22 protein-coding genes are annotated in these 26,219 nt (G+C 51.3%); 6 read left to right on the top strand and 16 right to left on the bottom strand.

Annotated elements, in window-relative coordinates; all coding sequences use genetic code 11:
• Window positions 1-30: 30 nt before the first annotated feature.
• Entirely contained in the window at window positions 31-909 is an 879-nt protein-coding gene (locus tag MHI43_RS03985; protein ID WP_012818958.1) for a sugar ABC transporter permease, read from the bottom strand.
• Complete coding sequence (locus tag MHI43_RS03980) at window positions 902-1,957, bottom strand: ABC transporter ATP-binding protein (protein WP_012818957.1); 1,056 nt, start codon at window positions 1,955-1,957, stop codon at window positions 902-904. The genes MHI43_RS03985 and MHI43_RS03980 overlap by 8 nt, the downstream gene beginning before the upstream one ends.
• Before the next feature lie 361 nt (window positions 1,958-2,318).
• On the opposite strand from MHI43_RS03980, the gene MHI43_RS03975 reads away from it, so the two are divergent.
• Window positions 2,319-3,080 (top strand): DeoR/GlpR family DNA-binding transcription regulator, encoded by a 762-nt coding sequence (locus MHI43_RS03975; RefSeq protein WP_012818956.1) that lies wholly within the window; start codon window positions 2,319-2,321, stop codon window positions 3,078-3,080.
• 998 nt (window positions 3,081-4,078) lie between these two features.
• On the opposite strand, the gene MHI43_RS03970 is transcribed toward MHI43_RS03975, so the two are convergent.
• Entirely contained in the window at window positions 4,079-5,116 is a 1,038-nt protein-coding gene (locus MHI43_RS03970) for a lytic polysaccharide monooxygenase (RefSeq protein ID WP_012818955.1), read from the bottom strand.
• Window positions 5,117-5,495: 379 nt separating this feature from the next.
• Window positions 5,496-5,795: a hypothetical protein gene (locus tag MHI43_RS03965; RefSeq protein ID WP_012818954.1), complete on the bottom strand. Its 300-nt coding sequence runs from the start codon at window positions 5,793-5,795 to the stop codon at window positions 5,496-5,498.
• Window positions 5,796-6,000: 205 nt separating this feature from the next.
• Between MHI43_RS03965 and MHI43_RS03960 the strand changes: the two genes are divergently transcribed.
• The 3 genes from MHI43_RS03960 (at window position 6,001) to MHI43_RS03950 (ending at window position 8,611) form a co-directional block, all read left to right on the top strand.
• The gene (locus MHI43_RS03960) at window positions 6,001-7,416 is read left to right on the top strand and encodes an NAD-dependent malic enzyme (protein ID WP_009590761.1); all 1,416 of its coding nucleotides are present in this window, start codon (window positions 6,001-6,003) and stop codon (window positions 7,414-7,416) included.
• Window positions 7,409-8,014, top strand: a complete 606-nt coding sequence (locus tag MHI43_RS03955; protein WP_012818953.1) for a class I SAM-dependent methyltransferase — start codon at window positions 7,409-7,411, stop codon at window positions 8,012-8,014. Before MHI43_RS03960 ends, MHI43_RS03955 begins: the two co-directional genes overlap by 8 nt.
• A gap of 81 nt (window positions 8,015-8,095) precedes the next feature.
• Window positions 8,096-8,611 (top strand): DinB family protein, encoded by a 516-nt coding sequence (locus MHI43_RS03950; protein WP_012818952.1) that lies wholly within the window; start codon window positions 8,096-8,098, stop codon window positions 8,609-8,611.
• Between the two features lie 222 nt (window positions 8,612-8,833).
• Here the strand turns inward: MHI43_RS03950 and MHI43_RS03945 are convergent, their stop codons facing one another.
• The 4 genes from MHI43_RS03945 to MHI43_RS03930 all read right to left on the bottom strand — a co-directional run bounded on the left by MHI43_RS03945 (window position 8,834) and on the right by MHI43_RS03930 (window position 12,880).
• Entirely contained in the window at window positions 8,834-9,808 is a 975-nt protein-coding gene (locus MHI43_RS03945; RefSeq protein ID WP_036664489.1) for an anti sigma factor C-terminal domain-containing protein, read from the bottom strand.
• A gap of 115 nt (window positions 9,809-9,923) precedes the next feature.
• On the bottom strand, window positions 9,924-11,357 hold the full coding sequence (locus MHI43_RS03940; protein ID WP_012818950.1) for an alanine/glycine:cation symporter family protein: 1,434 nt from the start codon (window positions 11,355-11,357) through the stop codon (window positions 9,924-9,926).
• Window positions 11,358-11,894: 537 nt separating this feature from the next.
• Complete coding sequence (locus tag MHI43_RS03935) at window positions 11,895-12,374, bottom strand: hypothetical protein (protein ID WP_341283229.1); 480 nt, start codon at window positions 12,372-12,374, stop codon at window positions 11,895-11,897.
• Between the two features lie 62 nt (window positions 12,375-12,436).
• Entirely contained in the window at window positions 12,437-12,880 is a 444-nt protein-coding gene (locus tag MHI43_RS03930) for a hypothetical protein (RefSeq protein WP_341283228.1), read from the bottom strand.
• Window positions 12,881-13,303: 423 nt separating this feature from the next.
• Here MHI43_RS03930 and MHI43_RS03925 point away from each other — a divergent pair, with 423 nt between their 5' ends.
• Window positions 13,304-14,350: a YheC/YheD family protein gene (locus MHI43_RS03925; protein ID WP_235201851.1), complete on the top strand. Its 1,047-nt coding sequence runs from the start codon at window positions 13,304-13,306 to the stop codon at window positions 14,348-14,350.
• A gap of 196 nt (window positions 14,351-14,546) precedes the next feature.
• Here the strand turns inward: MHI43_RS03925 and MHI43_RS03920 are convergent, their stop codons facing one another.
• From MHI43_RS03920 to MHI43_RS03895, 6 genes are all read right to left on the bottom strand, one after another.
• A complete protein-coding gene (locus tag MHI43_RS03920) occupies window positions 14,547-15,317 on the bottom strand; it encodes a MerR family transcriptional regulator (protein ID WP_012818947.1) in 771 nt (256 codons plus the stop codon).
• Between the two features lie 164 nt (window positions 15,318-15,481).
• The gene (locus MHI43_RS03915) at window positions 15,482-16,255 is read right to left on the bottom strand and encodes a hypothetical protein (RefSeq protein ID WP_012818946.1); all 774 of its coding nucleotides are present in this window, start codon (window positions 16,253-16,255) and stop codon (window positions 15,482-15,484) included.
• 275 nt (window positions 16,256-16,530) lie between these two features.
• Window positions 16,531-17,199, bottom strand: a complete 669-nt coding sequence (locus MHI43_RS03910; protein WP_012818945.1) for a hypothetical protein — start codon at window positions 17,197-17,199, stop codon at window positions 16,531-16,533.
• Between the two features lie 271 nt (window positions 17,200-17,470).
• Window positions 17,471-18,673 carry an acyl-CoA dehydrogenase family protein gene (locus MHI43_RS03905; protein ID WP_012818944.1) on the bottom strand — a complete coding sequence of 401 codons (1,203 nt, stop codon included), beginning with the start codon at window positions 18,671-18,673 and terminating at the stop codon, window positions 17,471-17,473.
• A 98-nt stretch (window positions 18,674-18,771) separates the two neighbouring features.
• The gene (locus tag MHI43_RS03900; protein WP_012818943.1) at window positions 18,772-19,551 is read right to left on the bottom strand and encodes an alpha/beta hydrolase; all 780 of its coding nucleotides are present in this window, start codon (window positions 19,549-19,551) and stop codon (window positions 18,772-18,774) included.
• A 31-nt stretch (window positions 19,552-19,582) separates the two neighbouring features.
• Window positions 19,583-20,176: a TetR/AcrR family transcriptional regulator gene (locus MHI43_RS03895; RefSeq protein ID WP_012818942.1), complete on the bottom strand. Its 594-nt coding sequence runs from the start codon at window positions 20,174-20,176 to the stop codon at window positions 19,583-19,585.
• 275 nt (window positions 20,177-20,451) lie between these two features.
• Between MHI43_RS03895 and MHI43_RS03890 the strand changes: the two genes are divergently transcribed.
• Window positions 20,452-23,580, top strand: coding sequence for a glycoside hydrolase family 2 TIM barrel-domain containing protein (locus tag MHI43_RS03890; protein ID WP_036664492.1), 3,129 nt, complete (start codon window positions 20,452-20,454; stop codon window positions 23,578-23,580).
• A gap of 141 nt (window positions 23,581-23,721) precedes the next feature.
• Here MHI43_RS03890 and MHI43_RS03885 read toward each other — a convergent pair whose 3' ends face one another.
• Entirely contained in the window at window positions 23,722-24,789 is a 1,068-nt protein-coding gene (locus MHI43_RS03885) for a hemolysin family protein (RefSeq protein ID WP_012818940.1), read from the bottom strand.
• Window positions 24,790-24,866: 77 nt separating this feature from the next.
• Window positions 24,867-26,165: a hemolysin family protein gene (locus MHI43_RS03880; RefSeq protein WP_012818939.1), complete on the bottom strand. Its 1,299-nt coding sequence runs from the start codon at window positions 26,163-26,165 to the stop codon at window positions 24,867-24,869.
• Window positions 26,166-26,219: the final 54 nt, after the last annotated feature.

The following is a 26,219-nucleotide window of genomic DNA, read 5'->3' as shown; positions in this document are numbered from 1 at the left end:
TCCTTTCTTCGTGGCCAAAGCCTTATAGCCTTATTGATAGTGGACCTTCTTGGATAAGAGCCGGAAATAGATGAACGTGAGCAATCCGATAATGGCCATGAGCACAACGCCTGTCGCGGCCGAATAACCGATATTGGTCGTTCGGAATCCGTATATGTAGTACACAAGCGTCGTCGTTGCATTGTTTGGTCCTCCGCCTGTCATCACCTGAACGGTATCGAAAACCTTGAAGGAGCCGATCGTCATGATGATGAGAATAAAAAACAGCTGCGGCGAAATCATCGGCAGTGTGATTTTGTAAAACACCTTGAACTTGCTCGCATTATCCAGCGCCGCCGCTTCATAAATGCTCGGCGATATGCTCTGCAAGGCTGCCACGATAATCAGGGTGTAATAGCCGATGGCTTGCCAGACCGACACGATAATGACCGACATCAACGCGGTCTTGGAGCTTTGAAGCCATGCCGACGGCGGGAGTCCAACCAGCTTGAGCAGATAGTTGAGCAGTCCTTGATTCGGCTCCATCAGCCACAGCCAGACCAGCGAGATCGATACGATGGATACGACGTGCGGCGTGAAAATCCCGGCCTGGACGATCGAATTGAAACGACCTTTCTTGTTCAGCCATACGGCGATCAGCAGGGACAGCAGCATGGTCAAAATGACGACCCCAGCCGTATAGACGGAGGTGTTCCAGAGTGCTTTGTAGAAATCCCCGCGCCCCAGAATCTGCGTGAAATTGTCCAATCCGACAAATTTGCTCTTGTCTTTGTTCATCAGGTTGTATTTGAACAAGCTTAAGTAAATCAAATAACCTACCGGATACATCACGAACAGCAGGATACCCGCCATGGCTGGCGCGATCAGCACATAGGGCCTGATCCCTTCCCAGATCCTTCTCTTATCCATGGGCCAGCCCTCTCAGCCGCTCCATGAACTCCCTGTGGCGGTTGTCCTTCTCGTCCACCCGGTTCTCATCCGGACCGAAGAAAAACAATTGGTCGGCCGGCACGCCGAGACAGACTTGCTGATCGACATGGTATCTGTCATCCGGACATTTCACCATGAATGCATGACCATCGGTCGTCTTCACCTGATAAATCGTCTCGGAGCCCAGCATTTCTCGCGTGATGACCTCGCCCTTGGCCGTGTAGTGAAACGATTCCGGTTCCGTGCCTATCACGACGCTTTCCGGACGGAACCCGAACGTCGCGCGATCGTCCCCCAGCGGCGCAATGTTCATGGGAGGAACCCCGATAAACTGGGCCGCAAACAGATTGCTGGGCTTGCGGTACACCACTTCGGGCGGCGCCTCCTGCTGAATGACCCCTTTGTTCATCAGCACGATGGTATCCGCCATCGACATGGCCTCGATTTGGTCATGGGTCACGTAAACAAAGGTCGTCCCGAGCTTCTTGTGCAGCTCGATCAGCTCGATCCGCATCTGAACCCTCAGCTTGGCGTCCAGATTGGACAACGGTTCATCCATCAGGAAGACGGACGGGTCCTTAACCATGGCCCGGGCTAAAGCCACCCGCTGCCGTTGCCCGCCGGACAAGGTGGAGGGCTTGCGGTCTAAATAATCGTTCAGTCCCACGGTTGCCCCTATGGTTTCCACCAGGCGCTTACGCTCGGCTTTGGGAACCTTATTGTTCACGAGGCCGAATTCGATATTCTCGCGGACCGACATCGTCGGGTAAATGGCGTAGTTCTGAAACACCATGGCCACGCCGCGCTTCCCCGGTGCAATGCGCGTGACATCCTTGCCGTCGATCAGAACGGAACCGGAGGTTTGAGGGTCTATGCCCGCAATCATCCTTAGGAGCGTTGTTTTCCCGCACCCTGAAGGGCCGACCAGCACGGTGAATTTTCCGTCCTCGATGGTAAGATCCAAGTCCTGTATGACGGTTTGACGATCAAACGACTTGCTCACTTTCACAAATTCAATGGATGCCAAGAGCGATCCCCCTCACCAATGTGTAATGATGCTGTCATGACAAGCGAAAAAATGAACGATTCCATAACATGAAATCCCTTACATGCACCTGATAATAAGTACGCATCAAATGCACATGTAATGATCACTTTTGTTCATTTTTATTTAATTCGATTGTAGATCTGCAATATTAGGAGAGTGTTAGGCCTTCGTACGGATTGTGTAAATTCGCTTCGCAGCAAGGGATTTAACATGGCATTAACATAACGGGAGTACACTAGATAGATATGGAGCCCATAAGCATAAAAAAGCAAAAGTGCGCATTGTATGTACAAACGCACTCTGCTGCTCATTGTCCAAATAGGAAGGGAGAAATTATCGATTGCTGGCACACGAACGAAAGAAAAGGATCATTGATTACGTAAGGCAATACCGTACGGCAACGGTTGCCGCCCTGGCATCCGAATTCGGCGTCCACACGGCCACCATTCGCCGCGATCTGGCGGAGATTGAACAGGAAGGCGCTTTGAAGCGCACGCATGGCGGAGTCATCATGGAGCAATGGACGCATAACGAGCCATCCTTTAATGAACGAACCAACTTTCATCGGGACGAAAAAATACGCATCGGCCAGCTCGCGGCTTCACTCGTGGAAGACGGGGAAAATATCATCATCGATTCGGGGACAACCACCCTTCATATTGCTACGCATCTTGTGCACCGCTCGGACATTACCGTCATAACCAACGATATGAACGTCGCCGTCGAACTTCGCGATGCTCCGGGCATCAAAGTCATCCTGACCGGCGGGGAGCTGTACCCCTCGAGCTATATGCTAAACGGCATGTTTACCGACCATGTGCTGAAATCCCTGCATGTTGAGAAAGCGTTCATCGGCACCCCTGCCCTGCATCCCCAGCATGGCCTCATGCACCCGGAGGCGCTGCTCGTCCCGGCCAAGCAGAACATGATTCAGGCCGCCGGTGAAATTGTCGTAGTCACCGACCACAGCAAGATCGGCAAGCTGTCCCTGCATACGGTCGCTCCCAACAGCGCCATTCATACCCTCGTTACCGGCAGCGAGGCTTCCGACTCGGATGTCAAGCCTTTTCAGGATCGGGGCATCACCGTTTACAGGGTTTGAGACTAGCAAACTTTGCATGCCTTTGCGTACCTGGCACCTTTGCATACTTTCGTACTTTTGCGTACCTTGGCATGCCTTTGCATACCTTCGTATCTTTGCGGACCTTGGCGGACCTTGGCATACCTTCGTATCTTTGCGTACCTTGGCGTACCGGCATATTTTTGCATACCTTCGTACCTTTGCATACCTTGGCATTGCCTGAACATACTTCTTGCAGAAAGCACGAAAGGCACCCCGGGGGTGCCTTTTTCAAGCTGCTGCTCGCCAGCGGCTTGCTCATTTATATTCCACTGCTATGTTTACCATCCATACTCGCTTTTTTCGCGATCCCTGCTTAGACCAAAAGAGCAATAAGCAGAAATTCACGGAACGTCCATAAATAAATCGCCATGTCATTCAATATGTCCAAAACTCAACGCTCGACAGCCAATCCAAGCATGCCCCGGACCACGCACCGTGCGCACAGGGAGCACAGGGAGCAGTGCGGACGATGTACTTGTTCTTTGGTATAAGGACTTCCTAACGGACTCAGAATACCTTATTTCATCGAAAACAACCCTTTTAGTAACTTTAGCGGACCCAGCGGACCTTATTTGCTGTTTTAATCGGTATTTGCTCCCGTATTTATCATAATAGCGGATCTGGAGTCCGGTACATTGTGAAAAATCGGGTTATGATCTTGAATAACGGAACTAGGGTCCGTTTAAGTTGGCGAAAGTCATGAAATCATCGAAGGAAGAACATCGACGGTCAGTGAACCCACAATATTTCTATAGGTAATTCCAAGCCATCAGGGTCAATGCGCAGCCGACGGAAGCTATCTCCTCTACGCTTATTAGAAGCTATCTCCTCTATACTTATTAGTGGAAGTAAAAAAAGGAAATATACCACCCGCATAGCGGGTGGTTCTTTGTTTCGCGCGGTTCACGCACTCAACTGGCTAAAGCCTAAGAAAAATCCGGCAGTCATTAGACGCCGGATCCTGTCAAACGATCGATTTAAGGGATAACCTTCCAAACTTCGGCAGATCCAGGTGTTTCGCCTTGAGTCCACCATCTTGCTTCATAGTTCACGCCATTGTGGCTGACTTTGCTGCCGCCTAAATAAACGGCCGTTGCGCTCCATGCCGGATAGGTCGTGGAGCTTCCGGATGTTGAAACCGTAAGCGGAGCCGATGCCGATGATTTACTGCCTGAGCTGCTGACGGCTACTACAGTGTACGTATAGGACGTTCCTGCGGTTAACCCCGTGTTGGTATAAGAGGTTGAAGTCGATGTACCCACAAGGGATCCGTTACGGTAGATTTCATAACTGGAAGCCCCGGTGGAAGCTGCCCATGCCAAGGATACGCTGCTGCTTGTTTGGGATGGGGAAGTAAGTCCCGTCGGTGCAGGAACGCCTGGGTTCGGAGTTCCGCCGCCACCGCCGAAGTCTACATCGATGACGTTATAGAAAGCGTTAGCCGTGTCAGCTACTTCCCATACCGCCAGAATGACATGGTAACCGGACTTGGCAGGAACGTTACATGTGGATGCATAGTTTGTCGGAGGTTTTACGCCGCCGTAGTTAATGGAGCAGAAAGGCGTCAGATCGAACGAAGCTCTGCTCAGCGGAGCATTTTGATCCCAGCCGTCTTTCGTAATGTAGTATTTCCAGCTTGCCGTCGCATGGTTGGCCGTCAAATGCCATTGGAACGTCGTGGTTCCCGGGGAAATGCTTACTTTGCTCCAGCGAGTTGCGGACTGCTCATCGAGTTTAGGGAACGCGCCGCCTGCACTCGCGATTTTGCCATCGGCGGGACCTGCGTTCGGCCAGCCTTTAGGAGCTTCCAAGCTTTGCGGCTCATACACGATGGCGCCGCAATCGGTGTTTTGCCCCTGCTTACACAGAATGGCGCGGCTTCCTGGAGAATCGACATATCCGTGGGCAGAAGCTTTATCCGCAAATAAAACCATGAACAAGGTCATCAACAACATCGTGGAACCAGCAATGATCAAATTCTTGAGCCAAGCTTTGTTCGGCAAACTTAAAGTCATACAATTAATCCTCCTTTAATATAAAAGATAATAAATAAAGCGTTTACACAACCTCCGGCTGCTCAGGCCACCTCCCCTTCTTTGATACAGTAGTTGCCCTCTTAACTTACAGATAACTTGACTGAACTTGGAAATCTTCCACAATCATTGTCCAAGCTTTACCAGTACTATCATTATTTTAAAGCATCTGGAAGTCGTATCCCATAACACTAATCAACGATTTGTTACACATTTCAATGAAATTGGATAAATATGTAACCTGAAATGTTATGAAAACACACGGAACTTGCAGAATAAAATCGCAAAAAAAAGCATGCCTCCCCTGGGGGAATCATGCTTTCATCCATGCTGTTCGATCCGTTCAGACCGCGAAGCAACTCTATTCCACGCCGTCCCTAAAATGCTTCTTGTAATGTTTATCCCCTTTATGCTCCAAATCCTCGATCGTAAGCTCCAGGGTATGAATAATCTGTTCCTTGACCTGATTCAACGTGTCAAAATACACGTTCTCCTCCGCTCCAACGATGCGTGTGCCACTAAGTGCCTGAACGGCCTGGTAAACCCGGTGCTGTTCGGCCAAATCGTCGACGGCCTGCAGCGTATGTTTCATCTGAAGGAACAGATCCTTATGATGCTGGGTGGTCAAACGTTTTTCAAGCTCCTCGATTCTGGCATTCATGGCAGCTCTCTCCTTCGCAATAAGATGCTTTCGATTATACTTCCTTGGAATCCCCTTTTCCAATAAATTCTTCTTATATATATCACGGTTTCTTTACGGTGAAACAGGAAATTGACCACTGCTCAGCGAACTATGATAACGTTAACATTTTGCATAACTACATACACTGAGAATGACGAAATCGATCAAACATTTGGAGGTAACAATGGAAAACAACGGACTCGGAGGAAAGAGCATTATCCTCAGACTAGAAATGAATACTCAAGAGATCAAATTCGGTGAAGTTGCATCCGCCATATTTGAAGCCGGGGGAGACATGGTTGCCATCGACGTCATTCAAGCCAGCGGCCACATTACCGTACGCGATATTACCATTACGGTCACCGACAGCGTCGATATCGAAAAAATTACAAATACAGTAAAACATTTAAAAGGCGTTCGGCTCGTCAATGTTTCGGACCGCACTTTCTTGCTGCATCTCGGCGGCAAGATCGAAACCCAGCCCAAAATCCCTATCCAAAACCGCGATGACCTATCTCGCGTCTATACGCCTGATGTGGCCCGCGTATGCTCGGCCATTCAGGAGGATCCGAAAAAAGCCTACACGCTCACGATTAAAAGAAATACGGTGGCCGTTATTTCGGACGGAAGCGCCGTGCTCGGTTTGGGCAATATCGGCCCTTATGCGGCCATGCCGGTCATGGAAGGGAAGTCGATGCTCTTCAAACAGCTGGCCGGCGTAGACTCCTTCCCGATTTGCCTTGACACCCAGGACACCGAAGAGATTATAGCCTGCATCAAAGCGATGGCGCCGGCATTTGGCGGCATTAACCTGGAGGACATTTCCTCTCCGCGCTGCTTCGAGATTGAACAGAGACTGCGCGACGAGCTGGATATCCCCGTATTCCACGATGATCAGCACGGTACGGCGGTCGTTCTGTACGCTGCGCTGATCAACGCCCTGAAAATCGTCGGAAAATCCATCGATAACGTTCGGGTCGTTGTGTGCGGAATCGGGGCTGCCGGGGTGGCATGCAGTAAAATCCTCCTGTCGGCCGGCGTTAAGGACATCATCGGCGTCGACCGCGAAGGTGCGCTGGTTGCTGGAAGAGAATACAGTAATAGTATGTGGCAATGGTATGCTGAGCATACGAACCCGAACAAAGTCGAAGGTTCCCTGCGCCAAGTGATCCAAGGTGCCGACGTGTTCATCGGCCTTTCCGCAGGCGGCCTGCTTCGCCGCGAAGACGTACAAGCCATGGCTGATCAACCGATCGTATTCGCGATGGCCAACCCTACGCCGGAGATCAGACCCGAAGAGGTCGAAGATATTGTGGGCGTCATTGCGACCGGACGTTCGGATTATCCGAACCAGATCAATAACGTCCTCTGCTTCCCGGGTATTTTCCGCGCAGCCCTGGACTGCAGAGCAACTACGATTAATGAGGAAATGAAGCTGGCCGCAGCCGAAGCCATTGCATCCGCCGTATCGGACGAGGAACGCAACCCGTCGTATATCATTCCGAGCGTGTTCAACCAGAACGTCGTAAAGGCCATTCGTGAGCTTGTCGTGAAAGCAGCGGTCAAGACAGGGGTTGCCCGGAGAATTCCGCGTGAATAAGAATTCCCTCATCCGAAAGTTCAATAAACAAGCTCCTATATATGAAAGGAACACCAGGCAGCGCAAACTCGGAGAATGGAGACAGCGACTGCTTCAGGGGGTTGAGGGCAAAGTGCTCGAGGTAGCTGTCGGCGCCGGCGCCAACTTCCCCTTCTATCATCCTGATACGGTGGACGTAACGGCCGTCGATTTTAGTCCCGAGATGTTAACCCGGGCGCGCCAAATGGCATCCGAGCTTGGCATTCGGGCCACTTTCCTGGAACGGGACATCGAGACCCTGGAGCTGCCGGAACGTTCCTACGACTGCGTGGTTTCCACCCTGTCGCTATGCGGCTATGAAGACCCGGTAAAGGCATTGAACAACATCAACCGCTGGGCCAAACCCGGCGGCCGCATTTATTTGCTGGAGCACGGCATGAGCACGAACCGGCTGCTCGGCGCCGTGCAGCATTTCGTCAACCCCGCGGCACGGCGGATATCAGGGTGTCATTATAACCGGGACATGATCGATATCGTGAATGCCTCGGATCTGAACATCGTCAAGACGGAACGCTATTGGAACGGCATCATCCATCTGATCTGGGCCCAAGCAACCTGACCGTTCATACATACATTCATTCGGACCTGGCGGCATAATTTTAACATGAGCTCTTAATCATTGGATATGGAGGAACTTGTTATGAATACAAGGCCTAATGCTAACGAATATTTGCCCCTCGGCGAAAAATACGTATCGCTTGTCCCTGAAGGCCATATTGCCGAGATCTTGCAGCGGCAGCATGACGAGACGTTAAGATCGCTGAGCGATCTGACGGAAGAACAAGCTAATTTCCGCTATGCGGAAGGAAAATGGAGTCTCAAGCAGGTGGTCGGCCATATCGCCGATGTAGAGCGTTTATGGAGCTACCGCATTCTCTACATTGCGCGCGGGGATGCCCGTGAATTTTCAGGGTACGACCGGGAGATTTTTGTTCAGAATTCCCCGTTCGGCCAGCTTCCGTTACGCGAGGCCCTTAAAGATTACGCTGCCGTCAGGCAGTCCACCATTACGCTGGTTGGGAGCTTGACGGAGGAAGCGCTGCTGCGTCAGGGCGCGTTCAACAATTACCCGCTCTCCGCCCGGGCGGCCGCCTATGTCATTGCAGGGCATGAGCTTCATCATATGAATATTTTGCGGGATAAATATTTAACGTAATTGATGAGAGCTGCTTAGCGGCATGGTCTAGTATTACTTATTCTTGAACTAAAAAGGGGCGCCCAAAAGATCTTAGATCTGACGGGTCCCCCTTTTTCTGTTAGGAGACGCTCCCTGTACGAATCGTTCCTCCCATCACTGTTGCCCCCAAATTTTCTCGGAATGGATCATAGCATGGAAGAAATTCGGGGACATATGCAAAGGTTGCCAGCGCAAGCTGGCTTAGCTCCAATTCCATACCTCGATGCGGCCCAAACGGAATCCCCAGAATTCCGACTCCTCCTTCAGCTTCTCCAGCTCCCGCACAGGTCCCGTAACGGTCGCTCCGTAAACTTGAACCCCATTTTTCTTTAAGTAAGCCAGCCGCTGTTTGTCTTCATCCACGCCGTTATATTTGATATTGTTGGTCATCCATTCAACGTCGGCGATCAGCTGCTGCACATCGTCCGATACTCCTGCCTCCAATGAGAAAAAAGTATGCCATGCAGAAAGGAAATGGTTATCGTCAAACTGAAGTCTAGGTCTTAACGTAAGATGGGGGATCGTGTGACCAGCCCCGCTAGAGCTATAAGTACCCAGTTTGATTTCCCTCAGTTCACCAGCATAAACAGCCATATTGGTCGCTCGAACATCATAATCCGACAGGAGCTCCAAAACCTGCTCCGGTGACTTCAACGTTCGAAGCGAGAAGAATAATTCCGCTACGTTGCCTTCCTCCAGTTTCTCTAACTGGTTCATTGCACCATTCGGATGAGAGGAGTCTGTAATCTTCCCACCATCCAGAAGCGCAGAATGCAGAACATAAGGGTCCCTTTCTTCGCGGTTCAGGTAAGGCCCCTGTTCTTCAACGGAATAGGTCAGTTCTCCCCATAACCTCTTCTTCGCGTGAAGCTCTCCGACAATCAGCTGCCATTCCCCCACATCCTTATACACTTTCAGCGATTTCTTCTGTGTGAGGAAGGGCGTCACTTCTACCGAAGACAAGCTGCGTTTATCTACCATAAGTCCACTCTCATGCAATTCAACCGTCGTCATGACAGACCTTATAAATTTATCGTTCAGGTCATTTTTTTCATAGTAAATTTGGACGGCTATATAATACAAGACATAAGTAAGAAACACGGCCAACGCAGCTAATAAAGCATTAAAGAGCAGCGTTGCCCTTGTCCGCCAGGTCATCCGATTAACATGCAGCATTCGTATCTTCTCCCCCTTCTCATTTAGACAACGGTTTGATCCCATAAATGTTACGGTAAAATAAAAAATCGCTACAGCAGCTAGAACAACAGCTACCGTAGCGATTCCGTTTACGTTATTCGATTATGGCGCTTTTCGTGGTTGGGCTGTCTTGTTCATCCCAGCACTCCACATCCTGAAGCCCCTTGATGCTGTCTTTAGTGAAGACCGGATCGAGGCCTGCCCGCTTCTGCTTCAAGTAGTCATTCAGCGCGGCAAAGGCCGTTCGGGATAACAGCGCGATGGCAATGAGATTCACGATTACCATCAATCCCATGAAGAGGTCGGCCAAATCCCACACCAGCTTCACGCTGGTCACCGATCCGAAGATGACCATGGCCAGCACGGAAACCCGATAGATCCATACCCTAACCCGATTCGACTTCAAAAATTCGATGTTGGTTTCCCCGTAGTAATAGTTACCGATCAAGGTACTGAACGCAAACAGGAAAATCATGACTGCCAGGAAGTCGGATGCCCACGCGCCCATCTCCATGGCCAGGGCAGCCTGCGTCAGGGCGATTCCATCAAGGCCGGTCTGCTGGTATGCGCCGGTAAACAGAATAATGAATGCCGTGCTTGTACATATGACCAGCGTATCGGTCAGGACGCCCAGCGCCTGAACCAGTCCCTGCTTCGCCGGATGGCTTGTCGTTGCGGTCGCCGCTGCGTTCGGTGCGCTCCCCATGCCGGCTTCGTTGGAGAACAAGCCTCTTTTGATCCCGTTCATGAGCGCGGCACCGATCGATCCGCCGACGACCTGCTCATAACCGAATGCGCTTTTGACGATTAGCGCAAAAACCTCCGGCAGCTTGGTGATGTTCGCCAATACGATAAACAACGCGGCACCGACATACAGCACAGCCAGAATCACGACGATCAGCTCCGACATTTTGGCAATTCGCTTCACTCCGCCAAAGATGATGGCCGCAAAAACAACCGCCATGATGATTCCGAGGGTTAAACGATCCGTGCCGAAGGAATTCTGGAAAGCAATCGTAATCGTGTTGGATTGAACCGCGTTAAACACAAGACCGAAGGACAAAGTGATCAGGATCGCAAACAGCACGCCCATCCACCGCTTTTTTAAACCTTGCTGCATGTAATAGGCGGGACCTCCGCGGAATCCGCCCGCTCCATCCTTTACCTTATAAATCTGCGCCAATGTGCTCTCAATAAAGCTGGAGGCCGATCCGATGATCGCGATGATCCACATCCAAAATACGGCCCCCGGCCCCCCAAGCGAGATAGCCAGGGCAACGCCGGTAATGTTCCCGGTCCCGACGCGGGCCGCCATGCTGATGGCAAACGCCTGAAACGGGGAAATGCTGCCCTTCGTTTTGCTCTTGGGTTCGCGGATGACCCGGAACATCTCGCCGATCAGGCGAAACTGCAGGAACTTGGTGCCCACCGTAAAATAAAGGCCAAACGCTATCAGCAATACGATAAGCAGTTTAGACCATAGAAAATCGTTAAAGATAGTAACTACCTGCTGTACAATTTGATCCATTCTCTACCCTCACTATATATATGTCATCACCCATGGTGTAGGTTTGTGAAAAATAGCCCATGTTACATCTAACCATTACTCCCCCCTTGGAGACAAGAGGTTAATTGTGGAAGAGGTAGGCAGGGTGAACAGCTCAAGATCCTTCAAGGGATCTCTATAAAAAAAGACCCTCTCCTCCGCGGGTTTAGCGCAGGGAAAGGGTCTTGTCGGTATGACAAGGCTGCTTTGGTCACTGATGATTTTTCTCCCTTCCGCGGAGGCGATCGTGTTCTCCACATTGGTACTCACATAGACAACGGGCGATCCCGCAAATGTTACAATAAAATCAAAAAAATCGTTACAGCAGCTGCAACACGTTGCAACCGTAACGATTCCACATTCATTATATATCATTGCTTATCAGAGGATGGATTGTGTAACATAGGGGACTACTGCCTTTGTATGATGTCAATATTATACAAAGGCAGTGGCGATTCACTTCCTGAATCATTTACCTCCCCTGTAACAAATAGAGGAGTACAATACAGGAGACTCTTATTAAAAAGGAGTATAAGATAGACTGGCGCTGAATGAGAGTTGGGTAATATCAGCTGCCGAGGGATCAGTCTCAGCAAGCGTCCTTACACGAATACCAATCCGATCACCCTCAGCGACCACCAATGATCCCCCAACATTTCTATTCGTTGCGGTACGGAAACCGGTTGGGTTACCAGGTGTAATGACCGTATTCGGAGCTCCGAATCTAACTGAACTAGTCAGCGAAGTTGTCAGGTAAGGTGAAGAACTATGATCAATCCCATTATTAGGAACTGACGGTGCGCGGAATACTGTAAAATCATATTGAAGACCGAGAGTGTTTATAGAAACCTCAGAAGCAACCAATAAATCTACACTTATTTGTAAATCTTGAACGGTACCCGCAAAGGGAATTGGGAAAGCAAAACCACCTGCTTCGGGTGGCATAGTTGATTCTCCAGAAGCGTTAATAACTTCAACCGTGCTACTGCCAAAACCCATTAAAATTGGAGCAGCCGATACTACTTCAGCTCCAACGAGGATGATACCCGTTGAAAATGGAATTAATCCTCCACCTCCTGCTGCACCTGTTGCCCCTGTTGCCCCTGTTGCACCTGTTGCACCTGTTGCACCTGTTGCACCTGTTGCACCCGTTGCCCCCGCAGGTCCTGCTGCACCCGTTGCCCCTGCTGGCCCCGCTGGCCCTGCTGGCCCTGCAAGTCCTTCGGGGCCAATTGCTCCTGCAATTCCTGCAAGTCCTGCGGGGCCAATCGCTCCTGCAATTCCTGCAAGTCCTGCGGGGCCAATTGCCCCTGCAATACCTTCAAGTCCTGCGGGGCCAATCGCTCCTGCAATTCCTGCAAGTCCTGCGGGGCCAATCGCTCCTGCAATTCCTGCAAGTCCTGCGGGGCCAATTGCCCCTGCAATACCTTCAAGTCCTGCAGGGCCAATTGCTCCTGCAATCCCTGCAAGGCCTTCGGGTCCAAGTGCTCCTGCGATTCCTGCAAGTCCTGCGGGTCCAAGTGCCCCTGCAAGTCCCTCAGGTCCAGCTTCGCCAATGGCTCCTACAAGTCCTTCTAATCCAGCGGGTCCAAGTGCTCCTGCAAGTCCTGCGGGTCCAGCTGCTGCAATTGCTCCTCCAAGTTCTTGAAGCAGTTGCGGTCCTTGGGGTCCTGGAGGTCCCGGAGGTCCCGGAGGTCCTGGTGGTCCTGGAGGTCCTGGTGGACAATTACACCTTCCCATGGTCTCATCTCCCTGTTATCAAAAGTAATTTATCATATTAAGAGCTTAAAAAGGTAAACACGGCAAATACCTATCAACTGAAAAATAGGCAAATAGAGCACTACAATTGCTGATTTTCTGTTCACCTATGCTCTTGTCCCATAGCATTATGTCTCTGCTGGCATTAGATAATACGAGATATCGAAGTCATGGGAGTGATGAGATTGGAGAATGGCCCTTTAATAGGTATTCTGGTAGCTAAAAGGAACAGCAGAAAAAGAATTTTGGAGCTTTATGAACGTTATCACAATCTAAACCTGAAACTTTACGCCTTTACACCGGCAGATATTCTTTGGGATGAACAACGTATTATTGGACTTAGCCTGAAAAAGGGCATATGGAAACAAAGTTCGTTCCCATTTCCTCATGTTGTCTATAACCGGTGTTTTAACAAAAAATTAATAACCATTCAACGACTAGAGAAGGCGATTGGTAGAAACAAATGTTTCAACAATATCAATTTTTTTAATAAATGGGATCTCCATAACCTATTACAACAGTCAGATCTTAAAGCTTATGTGCCGGACACATTTTTATATAATGAAGTGAATGTATCAGAACTATTAGAGAAATATAAACTACTATACATTAAGCCTTTATACGGATCTAAGGGGAAGTCTGTGTATCGGGTTGAACTAACGGATAATGGAGATATTCACATCTCTTTGCACAGCTTGGCTCCAAGATATATTTGCAGAAAAAACGAAAGCATTCAGGAAAAATTGGATAAACTTCTCGGACTAACGGAATACATGGTTCAGCAAGGGATCCATATGAGTCAATTTGATCATCAGTATTTTGATATCCGGGTCCTTGTTCAAAAAGATATTCTTGGAGAATGGACGGTTTCCATCATTACATGTAGAGTGGCTTATGAACATTACTTTAACACGAGTATGTGTGAAAGCATTTATGAAGTTTCAGAAATTCTTCCGCGATTATTTTTGCCGGAGAAAATGAATAAAATCCTCCGATCTCTGTATGAGGTAAGTGTAGCGGCCGCACATGAAGCAGACATTCATATGGGTTCATTGGGAGAATTGAGTGTCGATTTTGTGTTAGACGAGCAAAGAGAGTTATGGATTATTGAACTTAACGGAAAACCCCAAAAAAATATATACAAAGACCTTAAAAGTATTAAACGCAAAATTTATAGTAGACCATTGGAATATGCTTATTATCTCTCTCAACCTTGAGAAATAATAAGTCTCTGTGAAATGCGCAATAAAATCTATCTGAAATACGAGGTCGTACCATCATCAGTTTCCTCTGCTCTAAAGACAACTTGGCATGAAATGCTCAAGAAATTCCAAATGAAAAAGCCCTTCCGAAGCGGATTAACCGCAGGAAGGGCTTTTACAAAAAATATGATAATCCTCTATTCATCCCTGTTTATGACGAGGGATTCATACCTGTGTAGATGAGAATCGCATCGCGGAGGAACTTGGCGGTTCCAGGCTGCTTCTCGTCATAATGGGCGGTAAACCGCTCATCGTCAACATACATCTGGGCTAGGCCGGCATGGGCTTCTTTGCTGTATTCATTCCAATAAAAGGTGAGCCAACGCTTGTGAAGATCGGCCGCCTTCTGGGCCAGCTCGCCGGCAGGATCGCCCTGCTTAAACGCTTCGGCCAGCGTTTCGTACAGCTCCTCCGCCAGACGCGTTACTTCATCATGCTGCGCTTGCGTCATATTTTTCAGCTTGGCATTGGATTGATTTACAGTTTCGTCGCCATACTTTTCGCGAATTTCCTTACCGTATTTCTTCTCGTTATCATCAATCAGCTTCTGCTTGAATCCTTCGAATTTCTCTTGGTCACTCATCGTTTTTCTCCCTTCGGCGGAGGCTATCGTGTTCTCCACATTGGTAATCAGCAAATCCAGTTGCCTTCTCTTGTCTAGGAGCTGCGCATGGTGTTCCTGGAGCGCCTTGGTCCGATTGAAGGATGGTGAGGTCATAATCTCTTTGATACCGTCCAATTGCAGCCCAAGCTCCCGGTAAAACAAGATCTGCTGCAATTGATCGACCTCCTCCTGCCCGTAAATCCGATACCCCGACGAGTTGATTCTGGCCGGCTTCAGAATCCCGATCTCATCGTAATAACGGAGGGTTCGCGTGCTTATTCCCGCCAACTTCCCAAGCTTCTGCACCGTGTATTCCATGGTTTCACCTCCTGACAAACTCAATGTACACCTTTACGTAACGTTAAGGTCAACACTTTGTGAGAAAAAAAATGATGACTTTCTTATATATAAAAAAAGAAACTGAATGTATTCTTAATAGAATACCATCCAGTCTCTTCAGCAATCCAATCTCGATTCAATCGTTATTCCGTATCCTCATCCGTTTCTCCCGCAGCCGCAGTCGACTTATCAGCGTCCGTATGCTTCTCGTTCACCCATTGCTTCAAGGGCTCGGTCATTTGATCTTTCAGCTTCTGAATCAGTTGATCCTCCGTCATTCCCTTCGCCGCCGCGATCTCGGCCAACGATTGTCCTTCTTCCATTCCGGCCTTCAGCTCGTCCTCCGACACTCCGAGCAATGCCGCGATTTCTTCCGGATTGCCGAATTTGCCGAACCCTCGTCCTCCTTTGCCATGACCTTTCCCCAAACCGGCGTCGCTGCTCTCTACGATTTGGGTAAGACGATCGCTCAGACCCTCGTTCCACTCGGCTGCTTGAGTTTCCGTAATGCCGCCCTCACTCAAAAGCTCCTCGATCTTGACGGTTTCCAGCTCGATCAGCTTCTGAACAAACGCGGATTGGGCCATTCCCTTGCCTTCGGCAATTTCGGCAAACGTGCTGCCCGCTTCAAGCGCCGTCCGGATATCGGCCTCCGTCAGCCCAAGGATTTCGGCCGTTTCCTTCACGATGCTGCCGCCCCGAGGTCCGCCCGCCTTATGACCCATCCACTTCCCTTCCCGGTTCTTCGCTGCATCCGAAGCCGTTGTGTCCGTTCCCGTCTGACCGTCCTGAGCTGCCGCGGCTGCCGTATCCGTGCTCGCCGCGGCAATGGTTTTGTTCTGAAGATACCCGGCTCCCCCCAGCACGATCGCTGCCGCCATACTGCTTACTAATACTTTTTTGCTTATCGGATTCATCGTCATCTCTCCTTCTAGGATCATGGTTTGTCTTGCTATTTGAAGTATAGGGACGGAATCTGAAAGCAGTCTTAGGGGAAGGTTATGCCAGGGTTAGGCTAAGCTGAAGGTTTGCTGAATGTGGCGCTATGCCAATCGGCTTACGTACATCATGAAGCTGCGGGGTACATCCAGATGCTAGTCGGAAATGGGTGCGGGAGCTAAACAAGCGAAAGAAGGCGGGACATGCCAAAAAACCGCGCACATCTGGATGGCGAGCGCGGTGTCAGCAGGAACTAGCGAAAAGACAACGTACGGGCGGAGGCCAGCTTGCGTACCGTCAGCCACAGGGACAAGAGGAGCAGCAGCTCGAACACGTTCGTGGCAGCCGAGCTTTCGATCGGGATCGGTATGGCGCTCCCGGCAGCCATCAGCACCGTGCCGATGAACAGCAGCGGCGTCTTTTTTCTCCGCCATACGATAATGCCTGCCGTCAGCAGCGGGATCAAAATCAGGATCACCATGAGCGGCGGCCCCCCGGATTCGGACGAAACGTAACGCAGCGCTCCGTACTCCATGGATGGTTGGAGCTTGAGCGGCAAGGTCTCCGTCACCACCTCGAGCACGATCAGCGCTGCGGTGAAAAGCCAGGCCCCCCATGCGGCGGCCGGCCTGCTGGCCCAAGGGCTTCCGGCCTTGCGTATCAGGTCGAACGACACGAGCACAAGCAGCGGCGTGGCCAACGCATGCACCCAGAAACGCGCAACGTTAAGCCCCTCCAGCAGATCTCCTTCCCCCATGTATTTCCCGATGCCGATCACGCCGTTATCCCAGACCAGTCCGGCCGTTACGATCAGCAGCAAGTACCGAAGCCCCGGTGACGCATCCCGCCTCAGCAGCACGCACCCATACAGAAACAGCACGGCATATATAACGGCCAAGCCCAAATACAGCACAGAATCCATGGTTACATATCTCCTTTCAACCTAATTCCTCATGAGCGAATTTCGATCGACTCATATAGTCGTACTGATAGGTTTTATACCCGTTAGCCCGCCATCCTAACCTAAGTGTATGTATATGAAGCAGAGGCTGCAGAAGATGCCGCGATTATGTAATGGAGCCGCAAGAAGGAATGTCCGGCACGCGAAGCGCAAAAAAAACCGCCGGAGCCAGCTCTCCCGCGGTTTCTATCCTTATTTCCTGCTAAGTGGCCTATTCTCTCGTCCGATCAGATCAAGGCTCCTGCTTTTCCTTCTCCTCCGCTTCCGAAAGGGCCCGTTTGGCCAAATTCGTCAGCACGACATCATCCATCGGCGGATTATGAAGACCTGCCCGGACATCCCGGTACATACGCTCCAACGGGAGCTTCCGGGAGAGACTCAATCCCCCAACGATCCGCATGGCCTGATCGACAATCCGGACCGTCGCATTGGTCACGACGTACTTGGCAAGCCCAAGCTCGGGTTTGAGCGCGGCGCGGTTCTCCGCTTCCTTGTCCCAGCGGTCGGCGGTTTGGTACAGGTAACTGCGGGCCGTCAGCAGGTCCACTTCGATTTGGGCGATCTGCCTTTGGACATTCGGCAATTCGGCAATGGGCACCGTCAAGGAGTTCGGTTGATGACGACGGGCAAAATCGATGGCAAAATTCCGCGCGGCATAAGCAATCCCCATATAACATGCCGGAATATGAAGCAGAATGCCTTCCGTAGGCACGGGAAACTCAGGCTTCTCATAATCGGGTCCCCGAATGACTTCCGTGTCCGGCACGAATACGTCCTCCAGAATCACGTCATGGCTTCCCGTTGCCCGCATGCCCATCGTATTCCAGGTCTCTTCAACCTTGACCCCGGGCCCGCTGCGAACGAGGAACGCGCCGACCTTCTCGCTATGCTCGATTCCGGCCGTAACCACGAATTGCTTCAAGATCGGGCTTAACGTGCTGAAGGTTTTGCGTCCGGTGATGCGCCAGCCGCCCGACACCCGCCGTGCCGTCGTCTCCGGCCTTCCGCCCCGGCTGGGGCTCCCCGTCGCAGGCTCGCTCGCCAGCTCATTAATGACCGTGCCTTCTGCTACAACGTCTCTGCACAATCTCTCAAATAACGGCTCCGGCCAAGCCCCGGAAAGGCGCAGCTGCAGTATCTGCCCGATATGCCAGCCTACGGCCAGCGCCGTAGACCCGTCTCCTCGGGCGAGCCGTTCCTGGGCAAGCACCATTTCGTATACGGAGGCTTCTTCTCCTCCAAAGGCTGCCGGAACGGTCAGCTTCAGATAACCGGACTCCTTCAAATCATCAAAATTCTCGAACGGAAACGATCCCTCCAGATCGTGCTGAGGTGCTCTTTCCGCGAATATCGCTCCCAGCTTGTCGGCCCGGGCCGCGATCACCGCTTCGCGTTCATTACGTATGAATGGATCTGTGGAACCGAATCGATTCAAGTTCGTCCCCTCCTTGATAACCCTTGTATTCCGATGGATATATGCCTAAAATTGTAGCAACCCTGTTTTGGGGTGTCAATGAAAGTGCTCGAATACCGCTAAATCGCGTGTTCCGACAGAAATGAAGCGATCGCCTCGTTCACCTCGTCGGGGTTATCCAAATTCGTTGCGTGATGAGCGTTTCGGATGATTTTCAATTGCGCGTTCGCTATTTGTTCCTGCATGTATGCCTGCTGCCTTCGGATCATCGTGTCGCTTTCGCCTTGAAGCAGCAATACCGGACACTGGATTTTGTGCAGATCATGCGTGCTGTCCATTCGGGTCACCGCATCCCATATCCGAATCCAATCGGAATGAGCAATGGAGCCAAAAGCTTGCTCAATATAGGCTTGATTGCTCTTATTAAATTTGGATAACATCCTGCCTTGTATTTTTCCGGATAAGGACATCGGCATCAGATAACTTGTTAAACGGTTTACCGGCACGAACATGCGCTCGAACCAATTAAACGCATTCGTGAACGGCGTGCCGATCAGTACCAGGGCCGCAACCTTCTCCGGATAGCGAACGGCAGTCTGCAGCGAAATATGACCGCCCAGGGACAGCCCGCAAAGCGTCGCTTGTTCAATGCCGAGTTCGCTTAGCAAATCCGCCAAATCCCTGCTGAAATCCTCCGAATCCACCTTGCCATGCGGCAAGGAAGAGGAGCCATGCCCCCGGATATCCCACACCACGGTTTGATACCGACGGGAGAAGGCATCGACTTGAGGCCGCCACTGTTTATGATTCCAGGAAGCTCCGTGCGTAAATACCAGCGGCTTCCCTTCTCCCTTCACTTCATAATACAAATCGACTTCCCTTCCTTTGTAAACCGGCATAGCCCTCCACCTCTCCATAATAAAATGGGCATTATTCCGTACCGCCTTGAACGAGCGAGGCGAATATGACCTGAAAGCACTCGTCAAACAGTTCGTCCAAGCTTCGGTCCGACTCTTTGATCCAGATCAGCATGGCGCCGCTGATCGCGGCTTGCAGCACCCGGCTGACCCGTGCCACGTCACATGGCACGATCTCGTTATTCGTGATCGCCTGATCCAGCATCTTTCGGGTAAACTCATCGATCAGCTGCAGCCGGTACCGGGTCTTCTCTAACAAATCCGGATCATTCGTCCCTTCCAGATAGAAGGAGGTGTGGTTGGCCAATTCCACAGGATCCTTCATATGCGAGACGGCATCCCTGAACACCGTCTTAAGCGCCTCGATTTGGGATTGGCCGGACAAACTCGCATCATGGAAGGCTTGCTTGGTTAATTGAATGACATAATCGCTGTAGGCCAGGAGCAGATTCTTCTTCGAGCCGAATCGCTTCATTAAGGCTGCCGGCGAGATGTTCATTTCATGCGTGATGTCGGTTAAGGCTAACTGGCCGTACCCTTTTTTGCATAGTGCCCGGTAGACGCCGTGGAAGATCACCTCATCTTGAAATTCGCGAGGTCTTACCATGCACGTTCCTCCCATCGTTAGTGAATGATCATTTACTAACTATTATTTCATAAACGTTATTCCATGTAAATGTAATATTGGTCATGTTGATGGCGCTGGACATAACTGGCGGCTTCCCTGGCAGCAAGATATGCAAATGACCATCTAAGTGATCGAAATTTCGCTGTTTTGTTGATCGTTTGATAGAAATAGCGCAACTTCCTTATACTCTTGGGCGGAATTAACCTCTATACTGTCAGTAGAAGGAAACCATAATCTAGGAGGAGCTGAGCACATTGCGTACCAAATTCATTTACCAGGCACCTGCAAACGGTTATCCCGAATGGAATAATAATCCGAATATTTTTCAGTTGAACCGTCACAAGGCCCATGCTTACATGATGAATTTTCCGACGGAGTCCGAGGCGCTGAGCCTTGACCACGCCATGTCCCCCTGGTATCAGTCATTGAACGGGACCTGGAAATTCGCTTTCGCCAAAACGCCTGAAGAGCGCATCCAAAATTTCTACGAGGCCGATTACGATTCCGAGAGCTGGGCCGATCTTCCCGTCCCTTCCCATTGGCAGCTTCAAGGCTATGACTATCCTCAATATACGAATGTAAGATACCCCTGGGCCGAATCGGAGCCTGAATTGAAAGCCCCCTTCGCACCGACCCGATACAATCCCGTGGGCTCCTACATCCGTGAATTCACGGTACCTGACACATGGAAGGAACAACCCGTTTATATTAGCTTCCAAGGTGTTGAATCCGCTTTCTATGTATGGGTGAACGGCGAGATGGTCGGGTATAGCGAGGATACTTTTACGCCGGCCGAGTTCGACCTTACCCCCTATCTGGTTGAGGGCAAGAACAAATTGGCCGTTGAAGTATACCGATGGTGCGACGCGAGCTGGCTTGAGGATCAGGATTTTTGGAGGCTTAGCGGGATCTTCCGCGAGGTCTATCTCTATTCGGTCCCTGCCGTCCATATCTCCGATTTCTTCGTACGCCCGGTTCTTGATGACGAGTACCGGCATGCCGAGCTGCAAATCGATGCAGCCGTCACGAATTATTATAACGAGACCATCGACAAGGACACGCTCCAGTTGGAGGCGCTTCTCTACGATCAGGACCGGCAGCTGGTCCAGAAACAAACACTCACCATTGCGGATTACATCATTGACGAGGGCAGTTTTACCCTGAGCATGAACGTCCCCGAACCCGAGAAATGGAGCGCGGAATCGCCTTATTTATACACCGTTGTCTTGGCATTGAAGAATACGGACGGAGCTTGCCGCGGAGCCGTAAGCTGCCGCACGGGATTCCGCCGCTTCGAGCTGAAGGACGGGCTGATGCGAATCAACGGTCAGCGCATTCTGTTCAAAGGCGTAAACCGGCATGAATTCTCCCCGGATACCGGACGGGCTCTCAGCCGTGAAGACATGATCACCGATATTGAGCTGATGAAGACGCATAACATTAATGCGGTACGGACTTCCCATTACCCGAATCAATCCGTATGGTATGACCTCTGCGATGAATATGGGTTATACGTTATTGATGAAACGAATTTGGAGACGCACGGAACCTGGAGGTATGGGCAGCAGGAGCTGGAAGAAACGGTGCCCGGCAGCAAGCTGGAGTGGCGCGACAACGTATTGGACCGCTGCAATTCGATGTTCCAACGCGACAAGAATCACCCCTCGGTCATCATCTGGTCGCTTGGCAACGAATCGTTCGGAGGCGACAACTTCATTGCGATGCACGATTTTCTGAAGGAAGCCGATCCGTCGCGGCTGGTTCATTACGAGGGAATCTTTCATTACAGGGCGTCCGAAGCGGCCAGCGACATGGAATCCACCATGTATGCAAGGCCGCAGGATGTGGAGAAGTATGCCAACAGCAATCCGGATAAGCCTTATATCATTTGCGAGTACAGTCATGCGATGGGGAATTCCTGCGGCGGGCTTCACCTCTATTGGGAGCTGTTTGAGAAGTACGACATTTTGCAGGGGGCTTTTATATGGGATTGGATCGATCAAGCGATCCTCACCCAAACGGCGGACGGAATACCATATTTGGCGTACGGCGGGGACTTCAACGAAACGCCGCATGACGGCAACTTCAGCGGGAACGGCCAGATCTTCGCGGATCGAACCAAAACCCCCAAGCTGGACGAAGTGAAAAAATGCTACCAGAACGTCAAGTTCGAAAGCCTGGATCCTGCCGCAAGCCGGATTCGGGTCAGCAACCGCTTCTTGTTTACCAGCCTCGATTCGTATCTTGTACAATGGGACGTAACGCTAAACGGCAAAGTCAGCCAATCCGGCACGCTCGAGCTCTCGCTTCAGCCAGGTGAGCAAGCGGAAATTCACGTTCCGTACTCCCCTGTGGAGGACGAAGGAAAAGAAGCGATTCTCACCGTCTCCCTCGTTCGGAAGGAGAGCACCAAGTGGGCGCCTGCAGGACATGAGGAGGCTTGGGAGCAGTTTGTGCTGACGCCGTATATAGCCGAGCAACCCGAAACGGACGCTCTTGCAAACGTGCAGGCTCTGGAAGCTGCCGAGTCGGATGAAGAGCTTATCATCAGGGGTTCCGCCGTCTCGTTGCGTTTCCGCCTTGGCACCGGCGATCTGACATCCTACGCACTGTCCGGCAGGGAATGCCTGCTGGCCCCCGCAAGACCGAATTTCTGGCGGGCCGTCACCGACAACGATCTGGGCAACCGGCTTCCTGAACGCAGCGGCGTGTGGAGAACGGCCCATGATCGGCGAAAGCTGCTGTCTTTGCGCTGGCATGCGGAAGGCCCTGCCGTCGTGGTCTCCAGCCACTATCGGATCGAAACCAATCCCGTATCCAGCCTGACGCTGGAATATCGAATCTATCCGGACGGCACTGTCCGCGTGCATGAAACCTTGATCCCTGGTGCCGGTCTGCCCGACATTCCGGAAGTCGGCATGCTGTTCTTGCTGGATGAAGGACTCGATACGCTCAGCTGGTATGGGCGGGGACCGCATGATAATTATTGGGACCGGAAGACAGGAGCCAAAATCGGCCGATACGAGGGCAAGGTCGCCGATCAGTTCGTCCCTTATCTGAGGCCTCAAGAGTGCGGGAATAAAACGGATGTGCGCTTCGCACTGCTAACCGGGGAGAGTGGCGGGGACGGACTGGAATTCGAGAGTTCCTCCCTCATGGAGGTATGCGCACTGCCGTGGACGCCGGAGGAACTGGAGGGCAGCGACCATGCGTACAAGCTCCCGCCAAGCGATAAAACCGTCCTGCGCATCAATTACAAGCAAATGGGCGTCGGCGGCGACGACAGCTGGGGAGCGCCGATCCATGAAGAATTCACGCTGCCTTCCAACCGCACGTACAGCTTCGGCTTTACGATGGGGGCAGCACGCAGACCTACTCGATAGAACACATGCAAAAAGAGCAGCTTCGTGTTGAAGCTGCTCTTTTTATGTTTCGGCAATTCCATGCCCTCTCACCGCGGATGGGTGGCCACAAGGACATTGAACCCTATTCCTGGATCGTGCCCGATGCTAGTTCGTCATCGCTTAGGCGTGTGCACCCTGCAGCTCGCGACGATCCGATTCGTCCCGAATGTCGCCCACGATCTCCTCCAGAATATCCTCCATCGTCACCAGCCCGATGGCCACGCCGGATTCGTCCGTCACGACGGCCATATGCACGCGGATTTGCTGCATCTTGATCAGGACGTCCTTGATCGAAGACGACTCCGGGAAACGCGGCATGTCGTGAATAAAGTCATTCACGCTGCAGTTTCTTCCGGCCGCTATGCCCGTCAGCATCTCCTTCGTATGGATAAACCCGATGAAATCCTCCGCGCGTCCCGATTCCGTCACCGGGTAACGGGTATAGTCGTACTCGCCCAGAACCTCCAGGATATTGGCAAGGGGCCACCCTCGTTCTACCGTAACGATGCGATCTCTCGGGACCATGATTTCGCGCAAGGTACGCTCATCAAAAGCAAATATATTGGTCAAATACCCCATCTCGGTCTGGTTAATTTCGCCGCTCTCGTAGCTCTGGTCCACGATCCACTTCAGTTCCTCCTCGGAATGGACCGTTTCATGCCCTGCCGGCTTTACGCCGAATACTCGAAGCAGGAGACGCGAAGCTCCATTCAATGCATAGATGAACGGATACATGATCTTCCCGAACCAATACAAGGGAGACGCCAGCAGCAGCGTCATTTTCTCGGCAAATTGGATCGCCAATGTTTTAGGTGCCAATTCCCCGATGACGACATGCAGGAACGTGATGATCCCGAGGGCAATGGCATAAGAGAGTACCGTTGCCACCGCCGCCGGCACGTCGAATCGTTCAAACAGCGGATGCAGCATCCTTTCGACGGTCGGTTCGCCCAGCGCGCCCAGCACGAGAGCCGTAATGGTAATTCCAAGCTGGCAGGCGGACAAATAGTAATCCAGTTCATGGGCTACCTTCCTGGCCGTGACCGCCCGTTTATTCCCTTCGGCGATCAATTGATCGATCCGGGACAGCCGCACCTTCAAGATGGCGAATTCGGCCCCTACGAAAAATGCAGTCAGTCCGATGAACACGGCTACCAAAAATAAATTCAACGCGATTATTCCGTCCAATGATTTCCCTCTTGCGAGGGATTCACCTCCAAAAAAGTTATGGTCTAAATGTACACGGGATCATGCCATGCCCTAGATCATCCGTGTCTGAGAATGACGTGTTTGATCTGAAAATTATCCGTTTCCGCTACGGCCCATATATGCTCGCCATGCTGGATCTCATCGCCGTCCTGAGCCGTCGTGCCTTTCTGGTACTGTATCCAGCCGCCGATCGTATCCATCTCCTCGTTATCCTCGAATACCAAGCCGAAGCGCTTCTCAAGCTCCTCCAAGAGAACCCGTCCGCTTATCAGATATTCGCGTTCCCCGATCTTCCGGATATCCGCTACTTCATCTTCATCGAATTCGTCGCGAATTTCCCCTACGATCTCTTCCAAAATATCCTCCAGGGTCAGGATCCCCGCCGTACCGCCGTATTCATCAATCACCAAAGCCATATGCATCTGCTCCTGCTGCATCTTCAGCATGGCATCCTGGATCGGCGTAATTTCAAGCACGACCGGGAGGTCCCGAACGAATTCTTCCAGCTTGCGGTCTCGTCCGGCCACGATATGGGGCAGCATCTTCTTGACGTTGACGACGCCAACCACCCGATCCTTGCTGCCGTCCTCGATGACAGGGTACCGCGTATAGTTGTTCTCATCCAGGATACGGACGATGTCCGGGTATTCCATGCTTTTATCCAGGGTGATCAGATCCGTTCTCGGTACCATAATGTCTTTGGCCACGCGCTCATCAAACGAAAACACGTTTTCCATGTAAGCCAGCTTGGTCCCATTGATCTCGCCGCCCTGAAAGCTCTGCGCCATGACGATGCGCAGTTCCTCCTCCGTATAAGCCTGCTCATGCGGCGCAGGTTTTACGCCGAATGCACGAAGCAGCACGCGCGAGGCTCCATTCAACGCCCAAATGAACGGATACATCAGCTTGCCGAACCAATACAGCGGGGCTGCAAGGAGCAGCGTCGTCTTTTCCGAGAATTGAATAGCCAAGGTCTTGGGCGCCATCTCTCCCACCACGACATGCAAAAAGGTCACGAGAATGAACGCAATGGCGTATGAGGCAATCGAAGCCGTTGAAGCCGATACGTCAAACCAATCAAATACCGGGTACATGAAACGCTCAACGGCCGGCTTGCCGATGGCCCCGAGCCCCAGCGCCGTCACCGTAATGCCGAGCTGGCAGGCCGAGAGATAGTAATCGAGATCGCCGGCTACCTTTTTGGCAACAACCGCCTTCTTGTTTCCTTCCGTTATTAATTGATCGATCCGCGACATGCGGATTTTAACGACGGCAAACTCGGACGCCACGAAAAAAGCGGTCAACGCAATCAGTATGGCAAGTATGATTAAATTAACGATGGTAATAATGTCCAATGATTTCCCTCTTCAGAGGGATTCACCTCCAAATTGAATTAAAGGCCATGTGCT

Origin of the sequence: Paenibacillus sp. FSL H8-0457 (assembly GCF_038051935.1) — a bacterium.
Lineage (GTDB): Bacteria > Bacillota > Bacilli > Paenibacillales > Paenibacillaceae > Paenibacillus_AQ > Paenibacillus_AQ lautus_A.
This window is presented reverse-complemented; position numbering and strand designations above follow the sequence as displayed.

Coding starts and splice junctions, on each gene's coding strand:
- MHI43_RS03985 (WP_012818958.1), bottom strand. CDS start 909: ATGGATAAGAGAAGGATCTGGGAAGGGATCAGGCCCTATGTGCTGATC.
- MHI43_RS03970 (WP_012818955.1), bottom strand. CDS start 5,116: ATGACTTTAAGTTTGCCGAACAAAGCTTGGCTCAAGAATTTGATCATT.
- MHI43_RS03965 (WP_012818954.1), bottom strand. CDS start 5,795: ATGAATGCCAGAATCGAGGAGCTTGAAAAACGTTTGACCACCCAGCAT.
- MHI43_RS03960 (WP_009590761.1), top strand. CDS start 6,001: ATGGAAAACAACGGACTCGGAGGAAAGAGCATTATCCTCAGACTAGAA.
- MHI43_RS03950 (WP_012818952.1), top strand. CDS start 8,096: ATGAATACAAGGCCTAATGCTAACGAATATTTGCCCCTCGGCGAAAAA.
- MHI43_RS03945 (WP_036664489.1), bottom strand. CDS start 9,808: ATGCTGCATGTTAATCGGATGACCTGGCGGACAAGGGCAACGCTGCTC.
- MHI43_RS03940 (WP_012818950.1), bottom strand. CDS start 11,357: ATGGATCAAATTGTACAGCAGGTAGTTACTATCTTTAACGATTTTCTA.
- MHI43_RS03935 (WP_341283229.1), bottom strand. CDS start 12,374: ATGGGTTTTGGCAGTAGCACGGTTGAAGTTATTAACGCTTCTGGAGAA.
- MHI43_RS03925 (WP_235201851.1), top strand. CDS start 13,304: ATGGGAGTGATGAGATTGGAGAATGGCCCTTTAATAGGTATTCTGGTA.
- MHI43_RS03920 (WP_012818947.1), bottom strand. CDS start 15,317: ATGGAATACACGGTGCAGAAGCTTGGGAAGTTGGCGGGAATAAGCACG.
- MHI43_RS03915 (WP_012818946.1), bottom strand. CDS start 16,255: ATGAATCCGATAAGCAAAAAAGTATTAGTAAGCAGTATGGCGGCAGCG.
- MHI43_RS03910 (WP_012818945.1), bottom strand. CDS start 17,199: ATGGATTCTGTGCTGTATTTGGGCTTGGCCGTTATATATGCCGTGCTG.
- MHI43_RS03900 (WP_012818943.1), bottom strand. CDS start 19,551: ATGCCGGTTTACAAAGGAAGGGAAGTCGATTTGTATTATGAAGTGAAG.
- MHI43_RS03895 (WP_012818942.1), bottom strand. CDS start 20,176: ATGGTAAGACCTCGCGAATTTCAAGATGAGGTGATCTTCCACGGCGTC.